General features: G+C 67.1%; 14 protein-coding genes, 1 tRNA gene and 2 pseudogenes. 5 read left to right on the forward strand and 12 right to left on the reverse strand.

Translation table 11 applies throughout. From position 1 onward, the window contains the following. Positions 1–85 precede the first annotated feature (85 nt). Positions 86–1,051 (forward strand): ArsA family ATPase, encoded by a 966-nt coding sequence (locus IG02_RS0122745; protein ID WP_030751171.1) that lies wholly within the window; start codon positions 86–88, stop codon positions 1,049–1,051. Then, positions 1,048–2,454 carry an ArsA family ATPase gene (locus IG02_RS0122750; protein ID WP_030751174.1) on the forward strand — a complete coding sequence of 469 codons (1,407 nt, stop codon included), beginning with the start codon at positions 1,048–1,050 and terminating at the stop codon, positions 2,452–2,454. The genes IG02_RS0122745 and IG02_RS0122750 overlap by 4 nt, the downstream gene beginning before the upstream one ends. A 603-nt stretch (positions 2,455–3,057) precedes the next feature. On the opposite strand, the gene IG02_RS0122755 is transcribed toward IG02_RS0122750, so the two are convergent. Continuing rightward, on the reverse strand, positions 3,058–3,402 hold the full coding sequence (locus tag IG02_RS0122755; protein WP_030751176.1) for a WhiB family transcriptional regulator: 345 nt from the start codon (positions 3,400–3,402) through the stop codon (positions 3,058–3,060). A 450-nt stretch (positions 3,403–3,852) separates the two neighbouring features. Between IG02_RS0122755 and IG02_RS0122760 the strand changes: the two genes are divergently transcribed. Beyond that, positions 3,853–6,171, forward strand: coding sequence for a transglycosylase domain-containing protein (locus IG02_RS0122760; protein WP_030751177.1), 2,319 nt, complete (start codon positions 3,853–3,855; stop codon positions 6,169–6,171). A 200-nt stretch (positions 6,172–6,371) separates the two neighbouring features. On the opposite strand, the gene IG02_RS0122765 is transcribed toward IG02_RS0122760, so the two are convergent. Beyond that, positions 6,372–6,839, reverse strand: coding sequence for a GatB/YqeY domain-containing protein (locus IG02_RS0122765; RefSeq protein WP_030751179.1), 468 nt, complete (start codon positions 6,837–6,839; stop codon positions 6,372–6,374). A gap of 76 nt (positions 6,840–6,915) precedes the next feature. On the opposite strand from IG02_RS0122765, the gene IG02_RS0122770 reads away from it, so the two are divergent. Next, positions 6,916–7,842: a metallophosphoesterase gene (locus IG02_RS0122770; protein WP_030751182.1), complete on the forward strand. Its 927-nt coding sequence runs from the start codon at positions 6,916–6,918 to the stop codon at positions 7,840–7,842. 169 nt (positions 7,843–8,011) lie between these two features. Next, positions 8,012–8,085 (forward strand) — tRNA-Pro (locus tag IG02_RS0122775). 79 nt (positions 8,086–8,164) lie between these two features. Here IG02_RS0122775 and IG02_RS0122780 read toward each other — a convergent pair. The 10 genes and pseudogenes from IG02_RS0122780 to IG02_RS0122820 form a co-directional block, all read right to left on the reverse strand. Next, a pseudogene (locus IG02_RS0122780) lies at positions 8,165–8,413 on the reverse strand (tyrosine-type recombinase/integrase); the annotation flags it as partial. A gap of 36 nt (positions 8,414–8,449) precedes the next feature. Then, positions 8,450–8,682 (reverse strand): annotated as a pseudogene (locus IG02_RS39690) (transposase); the annotation flags it as partial. Between the two features lie 172 nt (positions 8,683–8,854). Continuing rightward, a complete protein-coding gene (locus IG02_RS0122785) occupies positions 8,855–9,973 on the reverse strand; it encodes an aminotransferase class I/II-fold pyridoxal phosphate-dependent enzyme (RefSeq protein WP_030751187.1) in 1,119 nt (372 codons plus the stop codon). Between the two features lie 69 nt (positions 9,974–10,042). Then, positions 10,043–10,756, reverse strand: a complete 714-nt coding sequence (locus tag IG02_RS36805) for a class I SAM-dependent methyltransferase (protein ID WP_078854726.1) — start codon at positions 10,754–10,756, stop codon at positions 10,043–10,045. Next, positions 10,722–11,411 carry a hypothetical protein gene (locus tag IG02_RS0122795; protein ID WP_030751193.1) on the reverse strand — a complete coding sequence of 230 codons (690 nt, stop codon included), beginning with the start codon at positions 11,409–11,411 and terminating at the stop codon, positions 10,722–10,724. Before IG02_RS0122795 ends, IG02_RS36805 begins: the two co-directional genes overlap by 35 nt. Continuing rightward, complete coding sequence (locus IG02_RS0122800) at positions 11,398–12,357, reverse strand: 2-hydroxyacid dehydrogenase (protein ID WP_030751196.1); 960 nt, start codon at positions 12,355–12,357, stop codon at positions 11,398–11,400. The genes IG02_RS0122795 and IG02_RS0122800 overlap by 14 nt, the downstream gene beginning before the upstream one ends. Further along, positions 12,354–13,514, reverse strand: coding sequence for a pyridoxal phosphate-dependent aminotransferase (locus IG02_RS0122805; RefSeq protein WP_051765546.1), 1,161 nt, complete (start codon positions 13,512–13,514; stop codon positions 12,354–12,356). The genes IG02_RS0122800 and IG02_RS0122805 overlap by 4 nt, the downstream gene beginning before the upstream one ends. Before the next feature lie 47 nt (positions 13,515–13,561). Further along, positions 13,562–14,893, reverse strand: coding sequence for a phenylacetate--CoA ligase family protein (locus IG02_RS0122810; protein WP_030751200.1), 1,332 nt, complete (start codon positions 14,891–14,893; stop codon positions 13,562–13,564). 23 nt (positions 14,894–14,916) lie between these two features. Beyond that, positions 14,917–16,629, reverse strand: a complete 1,713-nt coding sequence (locus IG02_RS41715; protein ID WP_158712371.1) for a hypothetical protein — start codon at positions 16,627–16,629, stop codon at positions 14,917–14,919. Further along, a complete protein-coding gene (locus tag IG02_RS0122820) occupies positions 16,626–17,615 on the reverse strand; it encodes a class I SAM-dependent methyltransferase (protein ID WP_078854727.1) in 990 nt (329 codons plus the stop codon). Before IG02_RS0122820 ends, IG02_RS41715 begins: the two co-directional genes overlap by 4 nt. Positions 17,616–17,965 lie beyond the last annotated feature (350 nt).

Below are 17,965 nucleotides of genomic sequence, written 5' to 3' on the forward strand. Positions count from 1 at the left end.
CTCTCGCGGCCCGCCGGCCTCCTCGCTCGCGGTCCGCCGACCTCCTCATGCGTAGCCCACGGCCTTACTGGTTAGGCTCGCATACGTGAGCAGGCTCCAGGTCGTCAGCGGCAAGGGCGGTACCGGTAAGACGACGGTCGCCGCCGCCCTCGCGCTCGCCCTCGCGACCGAGGGCAAGCGCACCCTCCTCGTGGAAGTCGAGGGCCGACAGGGCATCGCACAACTTTTCGAGACGGAGGCGCTTCCCTATGAGGAACGGAAGATCGCCGTCGCTTCGGGCGGCGGCGAGGTCCACGCGCTCGCCATAGACGCCGAGCGCGCGCTTCTCGACTACCTCCAGATGTTCTACAAGCTCGGCAGCGCGGGCCGCGCGCTCAAGAAGATAGGCGCGATCGACTTCGCGACGACGATCGCGCCGGGCGTACGGGACGTCCTGCTGACGGGCAAGGCGTGCGAAGCGGTGCGCAGGCGCGACAAGCAGGGACGGTTCGTCTACGACTACGTCGTGATGGACGCGCCGCCCACCGGCCGTATCACCCGCTTCCTGAACGTGAACGACGAGGTCGCGGGGCTGGCCAGGATAGGGCCGATACACAATCAGGCGCAGGCCGTCATGCGGGTCCTGAAGTCACCGGAAACGGCCGTCCATCTGGTGACGCTGCTGGAGGAGATGCCGGTCCAGGAGACCGCGGACGGCATCGCCGAGCTGAAGGCGGCCGGGCTCCGGATCGGCAATGTGATCGTGAACATGGTGCGGCCCCACCTCCTCGACGAGGCCGCCGTCCGCGCGGCGGCCGGGGACCGCCGCAAGGAGGTCGCCAAGGCGCTCGCGTCGACCGGGGTGGCCGCGCCCACCAAACTCGTCGGCCCCCTCCTCGATCAGGCCGCGGAGCACGCCCAGCGCGTCGAGCTGGAGCGCGAGCAGCGAGCGGTCCTGACCAAGCTGGGACTGCCGACGTACGAACTCCCCCTGATCGGCGAGGGAATGGACCTCGCCGGGCTCTACCGGCTGGCGGGGGACCTACGGCAACTTGGAGAGGCCTTCGCATGACCCTGGACGCGGCCGTCGCCCCGCTCGACGTCGATCCGCTGCTGGACGACCCGGAGACACGCATCATCGTGTGCTGCGGTTCGGGCGGCGTCGGCAAGACGACGACCGCGGCGGCCCTCGGCCTGCGGGCGGCGGAGCGTGGCCGGAAAGTGGTCGTCCTGACCATCGACCCCGCCCGCCGGCTGGCCCAGTCCATGGGAATCGACTCGCTCGACAACACACCGCGCCAGGTCAAGGGCGTCGAGGGCAGCGGCGAACTGCACGCCATGATGCTCGACATGAAGCGGACCTTCGACGAGATCGTCGAGGCCCACGCGGACGCGGACCGGGCCCGCGCCATCCTGGAGAACCCCTTCTACCAGTCCTTGTCGGCCGGTTTCGCCGGTACGCAGGAGTACATGGCGATGGAGAAGCTCGGGCAGCTGCGGGCCCGCGACGGCTGGGACCTGATCGTCGTCGACACTCCCCCGTCGCGCTCCGCGCTGGACTTCCTGGACGCGCCGAAGCGGCTCGGTTCCTTCCTCGACGGGAAGTTCATCAGGGTGCTGATGGCTCCGGCGAAGGTGGGCGGCCGGGCCGGGATGAAGTTCCTGAACGTCGGCATGTCGATGATGACCGGGACGCTCGGCAAGCTGCTGGGCGGTCAGTTCCTCCGGGACGTCCAGACGTTCGTGGCGGCGATGGACACGATGTTCGGCGGGTTCCGCACGCGCGCGGACGCCACGTACCGGCTGCTCCAGGCGCCGGGTACGGCGTTCCTGGTGGTCGCGGCGCCGGAGCGGGACGCGCTGCGGGAGGCCGCGTACTTCGTGGAACGACTGGCCGCCGAGGAGATGCCCCTGGCCGGTCTGGTGCTCAACCGCGTCCATGGCAGCGGCGCCGCGCGCCTGTCGGCCGAGCGGGCGCGCGCCGCGGCAGAAAATCTTGAAGAGGGGCGCATTGTGGATCAACAGGGCGGGAAAGCTGTTGATCGTGGCGCCGATGCCCCGGACAGCTCCTCCCCCGCAGCGTTCGAGGCGCATGAGGCCCCCCAAGCCCCCGCATCCGCCGGAGCCACCGCGTCGTCCGAGCCCTCCCAGCCGTCCGAGTCGTCCGAGTCAACAGATCCACCGGAGCCGTCCGATCCGTCTGCTACGCGTTCTACGCGCGCGCCCGCGTCCATGCCCGCGCCGACGTCCGCCGCCTCCGCCACCACGGTGGAACAGCTGACTGCGGGTCTGCTGCGGCTGCACGCCGAGCGCATGCAGGTCGTCGCGCGCGAGGAGCGCACGCGCGATCGCTTCACCGCTCTGCATCCCGAGGTGCCCGTGGCCGAGGTGGGCGCCCTGCCCGGCGACGTTCATGACCTCGCCGGGCTGAGGGCGATCGGCGACCGTCTCGCGGCCGGTCGGGCTGCGACCTGAGCCACGGCAGTCGCCGGTGACCACTGGCCGGTGCGGCTGATCGAGCCGCGACGGCCGTGACGTACCGCGTGCTTTGCGTACGAGCACGCACGTTGCGCACGAGCACACGCGCTGCGTACGAGCACGCGCAAGACTCCGAATTGCGGACAGCGCGGAAGGCCCACGACTGTCCCGCTCGGTGCCCGCGGCGGACGGCACCGCGCACATGGCCCGACGCGCCTTGGGGATCGAGGCACACCGAACCGAGCACTGCCGCCCGCCCTGGGCAGACCGATCACACCGCCGTTCAAGCACCCGGCGGACACCTGCCTTGTGCGGCGCACAGGCACTCGGCGTCCAGCGTCCGTCGCTCGCGCGGCTTACGCGGGACAGCCCGTAACGCGCCTGGCCCGCACGCGCATGGCCCGTACGGCGCCACCGTCCGTACACACCACGGCCCGCACGTACGGAACGGACCACGCCGGCCGCACCGTAGCCCGCCGACGCTCGCCACCCGCCGCACCAGCCAGCCGTACGAACAGGTCACCCGCGCCCGCAGGTCGTCCGTACGGATCAGCCGGCCGCCCGGGGCTCGGCCCGCGGCCCTTGTCGGCGGCGGCCGGCCTACCCCACCGCCGCGTAGGTCTCGTACGTCTCGTCATCCTCCAAGCCCACCGGCAGCAGACCCGCGCCGCGCTCGTACTCCGTACGAGCGGTCTCGAGCAGCCGTCGCCACGAGGTGACGGTCGGCCGCCTGCGCAGCAGCGCCCGGCGCTCGCGCTCCGTCATTCCGCCCCAGACACCGAACTCGACGCGGTTGTCGAGCGCGTCGGCCAGGCACTCGGTCCGCACCGGGCATCCGGTGCACACCGCCTTGGCCCTGTTCTGCGCCGCACCTTGAACGAACAGTTCGTCCGGATCGGTAGTGCGGCAGGCAGCCTGCGCACTCCAGTCGGTTACCCAGCCCATGCTGGCGCCGTCCTCTCCCGAATTGAGGCTCCCCCACGGCGGCACCGGCATATTCACCGTTGCCAGTTGAGGACGTTACGGAAGGTGGGCACAGCGCAACACCCCCGTCGGGCCCAATCTTGAATGGCCCGAACGGACTATGGGTACGCGGCAGATCACCCAGGGGAGTGACCCAGGGGCATAACTCGCCAACCCGGCAGAGCCGGAGATTTCGGTTACCTCAAAAGGGAATGTTCCATGACACGCGGGGAGGACTCGGGCATCAATGTCCCGCAGTTCAGGCTCATCGGAATTGTTCACCAGAGATGTCATAGATCTGTGATGACGGCTGGTGAGAACCGGTGAAAGCTTGCGGATGCTTGATACACGACCGCACTGCTGTGACAGTTGGGGGCAGCTTAGGCCAGAGCATTGACGCCTGTCCGGCGATTGAGAACGTAGGCTTCGTCCATGCCAAAGACGCGTTCGGGCGGGGGTCTGTCCGGGACCCAGCAGGCCGCCAAGTTCCTCGGTGTCAGCGTGCTCGCGGGAGCCGTGCTCGCCGGAATCGCCCTGCCGGCCTTCGGAGCACTGGGGCTCGCCGCCAAGGGGACGGTCGAAGGCTTCGACGAGATCCCCGCCAACCTCAAGACCCCGCCCCTGAGCCAGCGCACCACCATCCTGGACTCCGAGGGCGGCCGTATCGCCACGGTCTACTCCCGTGACCGGACCGTCGTCCCGATCGAGGACATCTCCCCGTACATGCAGAAGGCGATCGTCGCGATCGAGGATTCGCGCTTCTACGAGCACGGGGCGATCGACCTCAAGGGCGTGCTGCGCGCGGTCAACCGCAACGCGCAGTCGGGCGGCGTCGCGCAAGGCGCCTCGACCCTGACCCAGCAGTATGTGAAGAACGTGTTCGTGGAGGAGGCCGGGGACGACCCCACCAAGGTCGCGCAGGCCACCCAGCAGACCCTGGGCCGAAAAATCCAGGAGCTGAAGTACGCGATTCAGGTCGAGGAGGAGCTGGGCAAGAAGAAGATCCTCGAGAACTACCTGAACATCACGTTCTTCGGCCAGCAGGCGTACGGCATCGAGGCCGCGGCCCAGCGCTACTTCTCCAAGCCGGCCAAGGACCTGAGCCTGGAGGAGTCGGCGATGCTGGCCGGCCTCGTCCAGTCGCCGAGCCGCTACGACCCGGTGAACGACGAGCAGGAGGCCGCCAAGCGGCGCAACACCGTCCTCCAGCGGATGGCCACCGTCGGCGACATCTCGCAGGCGGAGGCCGACCGGGCCAAGGCCACCCCGATCAAGCTCAAGGTGACCCGCCCGAAGAGCGGCTGCATCACGGCGGTCAGCGGGGCCGGTTTCTTCTGTGACTACGTGCGGAAGGTGTTCCTCACCGACCCGGTCTTCGGCAAGACCCGCGAGGAGCGGGCGAAGCTCTGGAACCAGGGCGGCCTGACGATCCGTACGACCATGGACCCGCAGGCGCAGGAGTCGGTCCAGCAGTCGATCAAGAACCATGTGAACCAGAGTGACTCGGTCGCCACGGCGGTGACCCTGGTCGAGCCCGGCAGCGGCAAGATCCTGGGGATGGGGCAGTCCAGGCCGTACGGCTATGGCAAGAACGAGACCGAGATCAACCTGTCGGTCGACCACGACATGGGCGGCTCGAACTTCGGCTTCCCGACGGGATCCACCTTCAAGCCGTTCCTGGCCACGGCGGCCATCGAGCGTGGCGTACCGGCGACGCAGTCGTACCCGTCGCCGTACAAGATGCCGTACCCGGCCTCGATCCAGACGTGCAGCGGCAGGCCGTGGGTCAACACGGACAACGACACGGCGGAGAACGAGAACGAGTCCGAGGTCGGTCCGTACGACCTGAAGGAGGCGATGGCCCTTTCGGTCAACACCTACTTCGTGCAGATGATCGGGCAGATCGGCATGTGCCCGGTGACGGAGTCGATCGCGAAGCTCGGCGTGGTCCAGGGTGACGGGAAGAAGCTTCCCGAGTCGCCGTCGGCGCTGACGCTGGGCTCGCAGGGCATCTCACCCCTGCGGATGGCCAGCGCGTACGCGGCCTTCGCGAACCAGGGCACCTACTGCACGCCGATCGCCGTCTCCTCGATCAAGACGGCGACGGGCGAGAGCCTGAAGGTGCCGAAGACGAGCTGCAGCCGGGCCATGTCGGAGAACACGGCGAACACGATCAACACCCTGCTGATGGGCGTGACGGACTCGGGTACCGGTAAGACGGCCGGCCTGACGAGCCGGGACAACGCGGGCAAGACGGGTACGACCGACGGCCGCAAGAATGCGTGGTTCGTGGGCTACACCCCGAACATGTCCGGCGCGGTGTGGGTCGGCAGCCCGTCGCAGCAGGTGGAGATGACGGACATCACCATCGGCGGCGTCTACCACGACCTGGTGTTCGGTGGCGCGGTGCCGGGACCGATCTGGAAGGACGCCGTCACGGGCGCGCTGGACGGCAAGGAGGCGCCCAGCTTCACGACGGTCAACATCCCGGACGGGCCGAAGGGCGGAGACCAGGACAAGCCGGACGACGGCGGGAACAACCAGGACCCGGGCCGGGGCAACGGCAACGGCGATCAGGACAACAAGCCGGACGACGGCAATCAGGACGGCAGCCCGTGGCCGCCACCCGCCGAAGGCGGCAACCAGAACGGCGGGAACGGAAACGGCGGGAACGGGAACGGCAGGAACGGCGGGAACGGCTGGCCCGGGTGGCCCGGAGGTCCCGACGACGGCGGCGGAAACTTCCCGTAGGCCATCCATAGGAGACGCCTGAACAAGGGCGATTCCTGAACGAAGGCGCCCGGCCGGTGACATTTCTTGGTCACCGGCCGGGCGCTTTCGTACGGGTACGGGGCGCCGAGCACCCGAGTGCAGAAGCCGCAGGCCGACCGGCGTCACCCGAGAAGAGGTGTCACCCGAGAAGGGGTATCAGCCGCGGACAGGGGGCCTGATCATCCGGCGGCGAGGGACTTCTTCACCAGGGCGGCGACGCGGCCTCCCTCGGCCAGCCCCGCGACCTTCGGGCTGACGATCTTCATCACGGCGCCCATGGCCCGCGGCCCCTCGGCCCCCGCGGACTTCGCCTCCGCCACGGCCTGAGCCACGATCGCGGCCAGTTCCTCGTCGCTCAGCTGCTGGGGCAGGTACGCGTCGAGAACGGCACTCTCCGCCTTCTCCCGCTCGGCCTGCTCGGCGCGGCCACCCTGCGTGAACGCCTCCGCCGCCTCCCGGCGCTTCTTCGCCTCCCGGGCGATCACCTGGCGCACCTCGTCGTCGGAGAGCTCGCGCGCCGACGTGCCCGCGACCTCCTCCTTGGTGATCGCGGAGAGGGTCAGCCGGAGCGTGGCGGAGCGCAGCTCGTCACGCGCCCTGATGGCCTCGGTGAGGTCTTCCTTCAGCTTGGACTTAAGGCTGGTCATGCGGTCAGTGTGGCAGGTGCGCCGAGGTGGCCGCCCACGGATTTCACACCGGTACGGCGTCTGCGACGATGGGCGCATGCGCGCACGCTACGCAGTACCTCTGGGAATCTCGGCAGTCGGCGCGGCCGGCCTCGCCTACGCCGTCGGTTTCGAAGCACGATCGTTCCGGCTACGACGGATTTCCGTGCCGGTGCTCCCGAAGGGGATGCGTGATCTGCGGGTCCTCCAGGTCTCCGACATCCACATGGTGAGCGGCCAGCACAAGAAGCGGCGCTGGCTGCAGTCGCTGGCCGGCCTGCGCCCCGATTTCGTCGTGAACACGGGCGACAACCTGTCCGACCCCGAGGGCGTACCGGAAGTGCTGGACGCCCTGGGACCGCTGATGGAGTTCCCGGGGGTCTACGTCTTCGGTTCGAACGACTACTACGGGCCCAGGCCCCGCAACCCCGCCCGCTACCTCCTGGAGAAGGTGCAGGGACGCCACGGTCTGAACGGCAATCCGCCGGTCGTCGGGGCGGTCCACAACCCCTGGGAACCGATGCGGGACGCCTTCGACGCGGCGGGCTGGGTCGGCCTGAGCAATACCCGCGGCCGGCTGAAGCTGGACGGCCGCGAGATCGCGTTCACCGGCCTCGACGACCCGCACATCAAGCGGGACCGCTACGAGCGGGTCGCGGGCGGCCCCGAGGCGGACGCGGACTTCTCGGTCGCCGTGGTCCACGCCCCCTACCTGCGCACCCTGGACGCCTTCACCGCGGACGGTTACCCGCTGGTACTGGCCGGTCACACCCACGGGGGCCAGATCTGCATCCCCTTCTACGGAGCGCTGATCACCAACTGCGACCTGGACACGGACCGCGTCAAGGGCCTCTCCACCCACCGGGCCGAGGGGAACACCGCGTACCTCCACGTCTCGGCGGGCTGCGGCACCAACCGCTACACCCCCGCCCGCTTCGCCTGCCCCCCGGAAGCCACCCTCCTGACCCTGACCGCCCGCGCCTGACCCGTCGGCACTCCCTGGCCCCCGGGCGCCTGGTCCCCCGGCCCCTGCGCCCGGGGGACCAGCGCCTACGGGGCCCGGGGCCCGGGCGGGACCGGGCCCCGTAAACCGGATTTCGTCTCCGGCCAGCGGTGGGCTAAAGTAATCGATGTCGCCGCGACAAGGGCGACATCGGGGTGTAGCGCAGCTTGGCAGCGCGCTTCGTTCGGGACGAAGAGGTCGTGGGTTCAAATCCCGCCACCCCGACAGCTATAACAGCAGGTGAGGCACCTAGGAATGTTCCTAGGTGCCTCGCCTGCTCTTGCCTGCGTGTCTATCTGCGTGACTACCGCTCCGGGGCCCGCTTGAAGATGCCGTCCATGACCACTGCGCCGGTCTGGATCACGGGCCGGATCTGCTTCCGGTAGACCTCCTCGGTCACGGCCGTACCGGAGTGCCCGACGAGCCGGGAGATCTCCTCCAGCGGGACGCCACGGTCAGAGAGCAGCGACACGAAACTGTGCCGGAGCTCCCGGGGCGTCCACTCGTCGGCGTTGATCCCGTCGACGCCCTTGAGCGCCTGGCGGAAGGCGCGGCTGCCTTGCGTGACCCTGGGCACCAGGCGGCGGGCCTAGCGCAGTGGTCTGAGCCGGTTGCGTTCAATGATGCTCTCGAGTCGTTTCACGGTCTTGCCCACGGCGTAGCGGGTGGCGGGCCGCCAGCTTTTCGAGCCAAGTGGCCTTGCAGGTACAAGGGGGTTGAGGGTTTCGCTGCACGTGCAGGACAGTGCGGGTGCGGGCGGAGGTTCCGAAACCCCCGGCGGACGCGGGCCGGGGTGAGCCGGCCGGGCTCGGCGGGCTTCTCCCTCTGCGACCGTCACCACGGGCGTCAGGCCAGGTGGCCTGTCGCCATCGACAGTGGTGAAGACATGGCGCCCAGGATTCAACTCCGGCCGCATACCACTCAGCAGTTTCCCCAGATTCCTCTCGCCACTCTTGTTCACCAGACTATGCGCCCTACACGATCCCGCCCCCGCCTACCTGAGGCGGTGGGCAACTTGCCCCTGGCTCAGGGCGCTGACCCTGTGCCGTACCGCTTCGAGCAGGTGCCGGTGTGCCGACTCACATCCCACTGAAATCCGCACGCCCTGTCCCGGATAGACCCTCACCTTGATCCCCGCGCCCTGAGCCGTGGCAGCGAAGCTCTCCGCGGAGCTCCCGAGCGGGATCCAGATGAAGTTTCCGCACGAGGGCAGGGGCGAGAGCCCTTCGGCGTCGAGGGCCGCGTGCAGATCGGTGCGCAGTTTCCTCGTGTGCGCCATCCGTTCGGCGAGTGCGTCCTGTTGTTCCAGTGAGACGATCGCAGCGAGCTCAGCGGTGCGAGTGACAGAGAAGGGAATGGCGGTCTTGCGAGCGCGTTCCAGGATGTCTGGCGCGGCGAGCGCGTAGCCGACTCGCAGTCCCGCCAGCCCGTACGCCTTGGAGAAGGTTCTCAGGAGTACGACCCTGGGGTCCCGGCGGAGAATATCGAGGTCGCGTGGCTCCTTCGCCTCGTCGAATTCGATGTAGGCCTCGTCGAGAACGACGGTCACGTGCCGGGGAAGGTCTGCGAGGAATTCGCGCAGATCGGTGTCCGGCAGGCGGCTCCCCGAGGGGTTGTGCGGGGAGCACAGTACAACGACTCGCGTGCGGGGGGTCACTCTGGCCAGAATCTCCGGCAGATCATGCTCTCCGAGTTCGGTGAGAGGCACCGGCAGGCGCCTCGCCCCCGCAACGGCGATCAGCAGGGGGTAGGCGTCGAAACACGGCAAGGCGTGGATCACCTCGTCACCGTCACTGCACAGGGAGAGCAGGAGTTGCTGGAGCACACCGGCACTGCCGGGGCCGACCAGCACTTTCCGCGTGTCGATGCCGAAGTGCCGGGAGAGCGCCCGTACCAATGAGCCGGCGGTGGGGTCCGGGTACTGGTTGGTGTGCAAGCCCCCTTGCCGCACCGCCTCCGCCACTGCGGGCAACGGAGGCAGGGCGGATTCATTGTTCGACAGGTCCCATACGAACCGGTCCTCGTCCTCTGCCGCCGCGTCCTCTTGTCGATAGGCGGGGAGGCGGTCAATTTCGGTAATTCTCCCGAAGCCGGGGGCGGGTGTCGATGACATAACGGCCTCCTCTCCGTCGATGGTCGATGGTCGATGAGCGAGGGCGGGCGCCAGGCGTTGTCGGGCGTCTCATGCTGTTCCGCGCACCAGGAGGAACTGCGGGTGGGGCGTCGGGTCGGCCGGTGGCGGTGGCAGGTGCTCGACCGTGACCTCGTGGAAGCCCGCGGCTTCCAGGGCATGTACGTAGTCCGTGACGCGCCAGTAGTAGTCCTGTAGGCGCAGTACGCCCTTTTCCGTGGTCAGGACGGTGGTCATCGGGTCGCCGGGTTGATAGACCCGGTCCGGCTCCCCGTTGCGGAGGGTGGCGAACTGGATGCCCACGCTGCCTGGGTGTGTGTTGAGCACCGCGAGCGTTGCTCCGGGGGCGAGGGTTCTCCTGATCCGGCGGCAGATCTCGACCTGGGTGTCGCTGTCCGCCATCTGCATGAGTACGAAGCAGCTCATGCAGCCACCGATTTCCTTGTCGCCCAGGAAGTCCAGCTGCGAGTCGGGCACATGCCGGTACGTGACGAGCGGGTGGGAGTGCTGGGACCGGGCTAGATCGATCATCGACGACGAGATGTCGACGGCAATGACCCTGCGGCCGTACTTCTCCGCGACATGCCGGTCCACGAAGCCCGGTCCGCATCCGTAGTCCAGGATGGGCGGGGCGTTGTCCGAGTCCGTCGTGGCGAGTGCGAGGCTGCGGAATACCGCGGGATATCCCATGGGTTCCCACTGTGCCGCTGCGGTGTTCCTGGAGTAGTCCTCAGCCGACTCCGATGTCTCCCAGTCCGTGTGCATGCGGGTTCAACTCCTCTCGGCGGGCCGCGGCGGCCAGCGTCCGGTACAGCTCGGTGGCCGGCCACAGATCGTGATCGCGGTCAGCGGGATCCACGATGCAGGCCGTGATCCCAGCCTTGGCACAGACTTCCAGTGCCTCGATCACATCGGGGTCGAGTCCTTCGGTCAGCCGGGGCAGGGCCGGCGGTACGGACAGCGGCTGCCTCGTCCCCGCGGTCGAGGGAACGGCGAGCCCGCCCCCCGGCGCACAGCCCGCCGCGACGACGGCCAGTACGGGTGCGGGTGCTTCCGCGAGCTGAGCGCGACCGGCCGCGAAGGCCGAGGTGCGCGAGTGCTCGTTGTCGTCGGCGATGAAGTGCGCCACGAGGGGCGGTCCGGCGGCGCGGCAGGCGTGGTCGAGCAGTTCCAGCACGTACAGCGCGGACATGGAGACGTCGGACTCGATCCCAAGAGGTCCGGCGGTCCACGGCTCGTGCCAGCAGCACAGCACGCAGATCTCCGGAGCCCGATCGGCGTGCACGCGGACCTCTAGAGCGTTCGACATCTCCGGTGTCCGTCTCACCACGGCCGCGGTGCCGGTGTGGCTGAGCTGGTCCTCCAGCCAGGCGGAGGCGCCGACCGGGGTCTTGTCCCTGTTCTGGTCATCGGACGACATTGACCGGTTCCCCCTTCAGGAAGCCGCTCACATTTGCCAGGATTTCGGTCAGGTTGTCCTGGCGTGCAGCCCGGCTGTACCACGCGATCCCGGGCGTGAGCAGGGTGTTGGGCTGAGCCGAGAGTGTGGGTACGAGCTCCGCTGGGGCATCGTCCAGGGCGATGCCGCCGAGTTCGCCCGCCCGGTGCCGGTCTGCCAGGGCGTGCATGGCGAAAGTCTGTGCGCGGGAGACGCTCACGACCACGCAGCCCGGCCTGAGCAGACCGATGAGTTCCTCGCTGAGCAGCTCACTGGTGCGCTCGTTGGACGGCACTTGCACGGACAGCACATCGCTGCGTCGTGCCAGTTCCTCCAGGCCCACGACCTCGACGCCGGGTACCGCGCGTCCTTCCCGGTTGCTTCCCAGCACGCGCATGCCCAGGGCACTGGCACGGCGCGCGACCGCCCTGCCGATCCTGCCCGTACCGACGAGGCCGAGCACCGAACCGCGGAGGTCCCCGCCCAGGAAGGGCGGATAGCGGTGGGCCACCCCGGCGGCGCCGGCACGGCTCGCCGGAAGGATCCGGCGGCTCAGTGTTCCGATGCACGCGATGACGTACTCGGCCACGGCGGACACCGAGTAGTCCGGGCAGTGCGACACACTGATACCGAGTTCACGGGTGGCGCCCAGATCGATCTGGTCCGTGGCCGAGAGCAGGGTGGAGATGTGCCGAACGCCTCCTGATCCGGCTGTGCTCCGTACCGCTCGCAGCAGGTCCGCGGACAGTCGGGTCCACTCGACGAGTGCCACATCGGCTGTCGCGAGCCTGCGCACAGCCTCCCGCTGGTCGGGCCGGTCGTAGTGCACCCGTACCGTGCCCAGGGCGGACAGCTGTCGCAGGAAGCCCGCGGTCAGATAGGTCGGTTCGTCGAGACATACGATGCGCGGACTTCCCGTGGCGCTCATGAACCGGCACCCTCGATGAGCTCGGGACGGGCCAGCAGGGCCTCGCGCAGGCTTCGGCAGGCCGTCGCGAACCAGCGTTCCTCGCGGGCCAGGGCGAAGCGGATGAAGTGTGAACCCGTCTCGTGGTCGTCCCAGTAGAAGTGGTCGCCGGGAAGGATGCCCACCTGGGACTTCGCCAGCATGTCCACCAGGTCGTCGCTGCGCAGCGACGGATGGTCGATGCGCACCCATTCGACGCTGATGGTGCTCTCCGGCTGCGCGGGAACGAGGACGGTCCCTTCCAGGGCCTTGCGCAGGCTGGTGCGGTTGGCCCGTACGACACTCCAGATGGTTTGCTGCAGACCGTTTCTCTCCGTGTCACGGAGATAGGCCGTGAGCAATTGGAGGATGAACGGGCTGACGTTGAGCAGAATGTCGTTGTGCAGTTCAAGGACCGACTCGTGCAGGTCGGCGCTGACGGCGAGGATGCTGCACTTCAGGTCCTGGGTCGGCCAGGTCTTCCCAGTGTCTTCGACCACGACGTAGCTGATGCCGGACTCCTCCAGCTGCGCGTACTGGTCCCAGAACGGTGTCGGCGCGAAGAATCGGAAGGTGCAGTCGACGATGAGTATCTTCCGGTGCTCGGCGCAGAGGTCGATGACCTGGCGGAACTGTTCCTGGTTCAGGTGGAAGCCGGTCGGATTGTTGGGCAGTGTGAGGAACACCGCGTCGTTGTCCGACTCGGCGAACGTCCGGTCAAGTGAGTCGGGACGGAACTGTTCCTCGCCCAGAGGGACGACCTTCACCTGCCTCCGGCGCAGGATGGTCGCCAGGTTGTCGAAACACGGCTGCAGCAGACCCACCCTCAGGTTTTGGCTGGCCAGGAAGGTGGCCACGAGGTCGGTGGCGAGGGACGCCGAGTAGCACAGCATGGTGCGGGGGTGGTCGACCGCGGAGTACTGTCCGGCCAGGGTGTAGAAGGCCCGCTGGAACTCCCGCTCCGTAGTGGCCTGCAGAGCGTTCTCGGCCGCCTCGAAGATGTTCGGCAGGTCCGCGACGATGGTCCGCTGAGTGCTGTTCTGGCCCTGATGGGCGTGGCCATCGGCGAGATTGATGGCCTGATTGATGCCGACATGCTCGTAGCGCGTCAGATTGTTGAATCGATTCTCTTTCTGCATGGCTCTCCCTGTTCGCCGGCTGCGGGCGCGGTCTCGATGGGGCGGGATTACGGGACCAGGCTGATGATCTGATTGCGCTTGCCCCGGTTGGTGGTGCGCAGCGCATCCACGAACTCGACCTGGACCTTGGTCTCGCGGAAGAGCAGTTCGCTGACCTCACGCTGAATGGCCTCCCGGACCGTGTCGTTCATGGCCGGGCCTGGAATGCACTCGAAGACCACAAGATCCGGATCCCGCTGCACCAGGCTCCAGGAGTCCAGCGCATCCGCGTACGCCATGAGCCGGGTGTAGCCGACGTCGAGCAGATAGCCGGAGGAGAGGAACCGTCCGCTCGGAAGGGTGAACGACGAATTGCGTCGTCCCTCGAAGGACTTCAGCTGCCGGAGGGTACGCCCGCACGAACAGGCGTGGTCCGCCGGGTGGAGTGCCGCGATGTCGCCCTGGCGGTAGCGGATCATCGGCATCGCCCAGTTGTAGAGACAGGTGGCCACCAGCTCTCCCGTGTCTCCGTCCGGCAGCGGCTGCCCCTCCTCGTCCACCACCTCTACGACCGCGATGTCCTCCCAGATGTGATAGCCCTTGTCCGGGCACTGGGCCGCGACGGTCCCCGCCATCTCCTCCGAGCCGTACTCGTCCAGCACGGGAACGCCGAAGAACTCCGCCCACGCGTCGCGCTGCGCCTGAGTGGACATCTCGGACTTGACGTTGATGACGACGAGGTTCTCGCGGAGCTCGGCCACGTCCTGCGGGGTGAGTCCCCTACGGATGTCCTCCAGACGGGAGGGGTAGAGAGTGAGCATGTGCGGCTTGCTTTCCAGCAGCTTCCGCCGGGCGTCCTCCACCGGATCCAGCGTCCATATGTGGACCAGGGGGTAGCTGCCGTCGAGCAGCCCCTCCAGCGGGTACTTCCCCGTGTAGACGTAGGTCTGGACGTGGTGCGAGTGATAGCCGTCCATCATCATGTCGTAGATGCGGTATGCCGTCATGACGCGCTTGCGCATGGTCTCGTCGGAGTACGCCACACGCACCGTCGTCCCGCTGGAGCCGCCGGTCACCGCTGTCGTGAGGTCGTCGAGACGATAGCCATCCGCGATCGACCGGTGCGGAAACGCCTCGATCAGGTCTTCCTTCTCCAGAATGGGCAGCCGGAAGGCATCCGACGCCCCGCGGATCGACTCGATGTCGACCCCGGCATCGTCGTACTTCTTTCGGTAGAAGGGGACGTTGACATAGGCGTGCCGGACCATCTTCACGAAGGCAGTGTCCTGTAACTGCTGCAGCTCGGAGCGGTCCAGATACTGGTTGCGCCGCAGCTCCCGCCGCAGCTCCGGCGCCTCGTCCATCAGCTTGCGAATCTGTTCCTGGCCGAAGTCCTTCACTTTGTGCTCCTGTCTCGCACCCTTCACAGACCCTTGATGCGACGGGCCTGTCCGGTGAGCTTGTAGTGGTAGGCGAGTACTTCTCCGACGTCGTACGCCGTGTCGTCGAGCGCGAACGCGGTCTTCCCGGCAGATGCGTCCTGTTCGATCCGCCGGAGGTTCTCCTGCCAGTGCAGAACCCTGGCCGGTCGCAGGTCCACCCATCCCTGGCGTGACCAGTCGTCGATGTCGGCGCGGGTGACCTTGGCCTCGGGGTCAATCCGGCTCGGCACCGAAAGGTGTGGTCCGGCCAGCCACTGATCGTCGGGCAGTAGCACGGCCAGGCCGATGGAGAGTGCCTGCTGCCGCAGATACACGTCCTCGCGGACGAGAGCCGAGGCGCTTGAGGCGAGGACAGGGGTGCTCATGGTGCGCACCTGCTCCAAGGAGCCGGCCGCCGTGCACAGGACATGCAGTTCCAGCAGGTCCTTGGAGATCGTGGGCCCGAGGTTCCCGCTGACGATGCTCGGTCGGTCGTACGCCTTCTCCAGTTGCCTCATGGCCGTGAGCGTGGAGGTGCGCATCTGGGCTGCCAGATAGGAGGGCTGCAATGACGCGGTGTCCATGGCGGTGAAGAGATCGAAGCGGGTGGAGCCGAGGAGTGTGTCCAGCACCACCGCGGCGACTTCTTCACGTGTCACGCTTTCGAACTGGCCAAGCGCCGTGCTCAGGCTCATCTCCGCCCGGCTGTAGGTGGAATTGTCACCGGCCGGCACATGGACCATCTCCGCCGACGGCTCGTCCTCGGCGGCGGGCTCCGTCACCGATGACGCCGCTGCGTGTTCGCCCAGCGGCCGGTCCAAGTGCAGCGGCAGGGGACGGGCGCAGTCCTGGACTGCCACCGGCCGCCCGCGTGAGGTGTACGCGCCGTGGCGCACGGACTCCCAGCCGATGAGCGCGGCGGGGATCACCAGGCGGACATCGCACCCCGCAGTGTGATGCAGGTTCCACAGCAGCTGGTGGAGCACACCGGCGGAGCCGATCTTCCCCACCAGAGCGCCGGACAGTCCGGACTCGGTGACAGAGCCGTGCGTGTACGGACAGTTGTAGCCCATGCCGCCCAGCCCGGTCGTCGACACCTTGATGAATCGTTCCACCTGAAAGTCCGCCATGGCCCGGCGCAGCGAGTCGACGTAGCGGTGAAGAATTGGGGTGGACAGGGACAACAGCGCATCGGTCGCCACATCAGCGATGTCGGGCGTCACCGCGGGCAGTTCCGCCGGCGCTTCGGCACTCCGGGAGCAGCCCGTTCCCCGGGCGAGATCGAGCAGTTCCCCGTATGTCTGGTGCGGGTCCTCGGTGTAGGTGCATACGGAGGCGGAGTTGACGGCGTCGATGATGATGTGCGGGCGATGGCGACTGATCAGCTCGTAGATGGTTGTCCGCCGCAACTGAGCCGCTCCGGACGGCTGCAGAAAGAATTCCGCCAGCGCCAGTCTTACGTTCCGGTCATTGATCTCCGAGCGAGACCTGCGGGTGAGCTCGTACGGCGCGAAAATGTCTCCCCACGACCCGGTCAGCAGCGTTCGGGGGCCAGCCATCTCCTTCAGGTGGCTGATTCTCATGTCCATTGTCCGCTGACGCGACGTATGAATAATGATCTCGGCCGGATCGGATCTGTTCACCAGATCCTCGGCAACAGCATTTCCCACTTCGCCGGCGCCGATGATGAGAATCCTCTTGTCTTCCAGCTTCATGAAGCCGCCCCCTCACGGTCACGCATATCAAGAACCCATGCGTAGCTGTTGGGAACAGCCAGCTCAACCTCCTCCCGGCAGATATATCCGGCTTCGGTAAACATTCTCCGAGCAGCACCCCTGCTCCGCGGTTCCATGTTCTGGAGAGCATGTATGTAGTCGAATCCCGGGGCGAACATTTCTGGTTCTTCACTGTCCTGTGACGGCACCGTGTCGAAGATGACGAGATAGCGGGCCCGAGGAAAACGCGATCGATAGGAACGCAGCACAGCGGCGCAGTACTCATCGGGGGCGATGTGATGCGTCATGAATGCCTGAGTGACGATGTCAACGTCGGGGTGGTCCTGAGTGAGGGCGGTCGCATCCCCTTGCCTGACCTCAATGTCGACACCGATCCGACGTGCCTCGTCGACGGTGTCCCGCGCCGCCTCAACTGCTTTGGCGGACAGGTCGTATCCGATTCCGGGCTGGTTCACCCGGCGGCAGACACGCAGGAGTCTGGCGCCAGTGCCGCAGCCGATGTCGCAGATGCGGCCCTCGGGGCGCAGCGACTCCAGCACGTTGCCGATGGTGTCGTCGAGATAGCGGGCCCCGATCGCAGCGGATGCCTCGGCCACGATTCCACCGTGCACACCGGTCGCAGGATCGGCGCCGCTGGAAATCTGGCTGGCCAGGACAGACGCGTAACCGCCCAGCCAGAGACGGAAGACAGGAACCTGTCCTACGAGCTCCGTGCCGATGTCGGTGAGTTCATAGCCGTCGGTGCAGCGCTGCACTGCTCCCACCCGGCACAATGCCTCAAGCGCGCCCGATATTCGTATTCGGTTATGCAGCCACGGGGAACGATCAAGGTCACGATTCCGCAGTCTTCCTTTTTTCAGCGCATCAAACAAACCAAGTTCATCGGCAAGTACGGCAGCGTGAGAGGCGATGGCTCCTGTGAATAGGGATGCCATCTCGGATTGCGCGAAATCGGTCCCGCTCAAGTGCTTCTCCTATCGGATTGAGTGTGAATGACTCAAGCTCAGATCAGAGTAAAAGCAAAGCAGCGCGAACAGTAACCAGGGTGACGGTAATCGAATCTTTTCTCAACCGTCAAGACGGCCGTGCCATGAAGATCGCTTCAGGTTGCGTCTTGGCCGGAAGGTGTGCCGTTCAATCGGTCACCGGGCCATTTCGGCCACGAGATACTCGGGGTTCACGCCAACGGTTTGGCACGGCGCCGGGCGATGGTGTCCGATGTTTCGGCCGGTTCAGCCGCGACCCCGGTCCGGCCCGGCTCGCGAGATCGTGCCCGAGTTGGGAAACTCATGCGGTTCGCTTCATCAAACCGCTG

The organism is Streptomyces sp. NRRL F-5135 (assembly GCF_000719775.1).
Lineage (GTDB): Bacteria > Actinomycetota > Actinomycetes > Streptomycetales > Streptomycetaceae > Streptomyces > Streptomyces hebeiensis.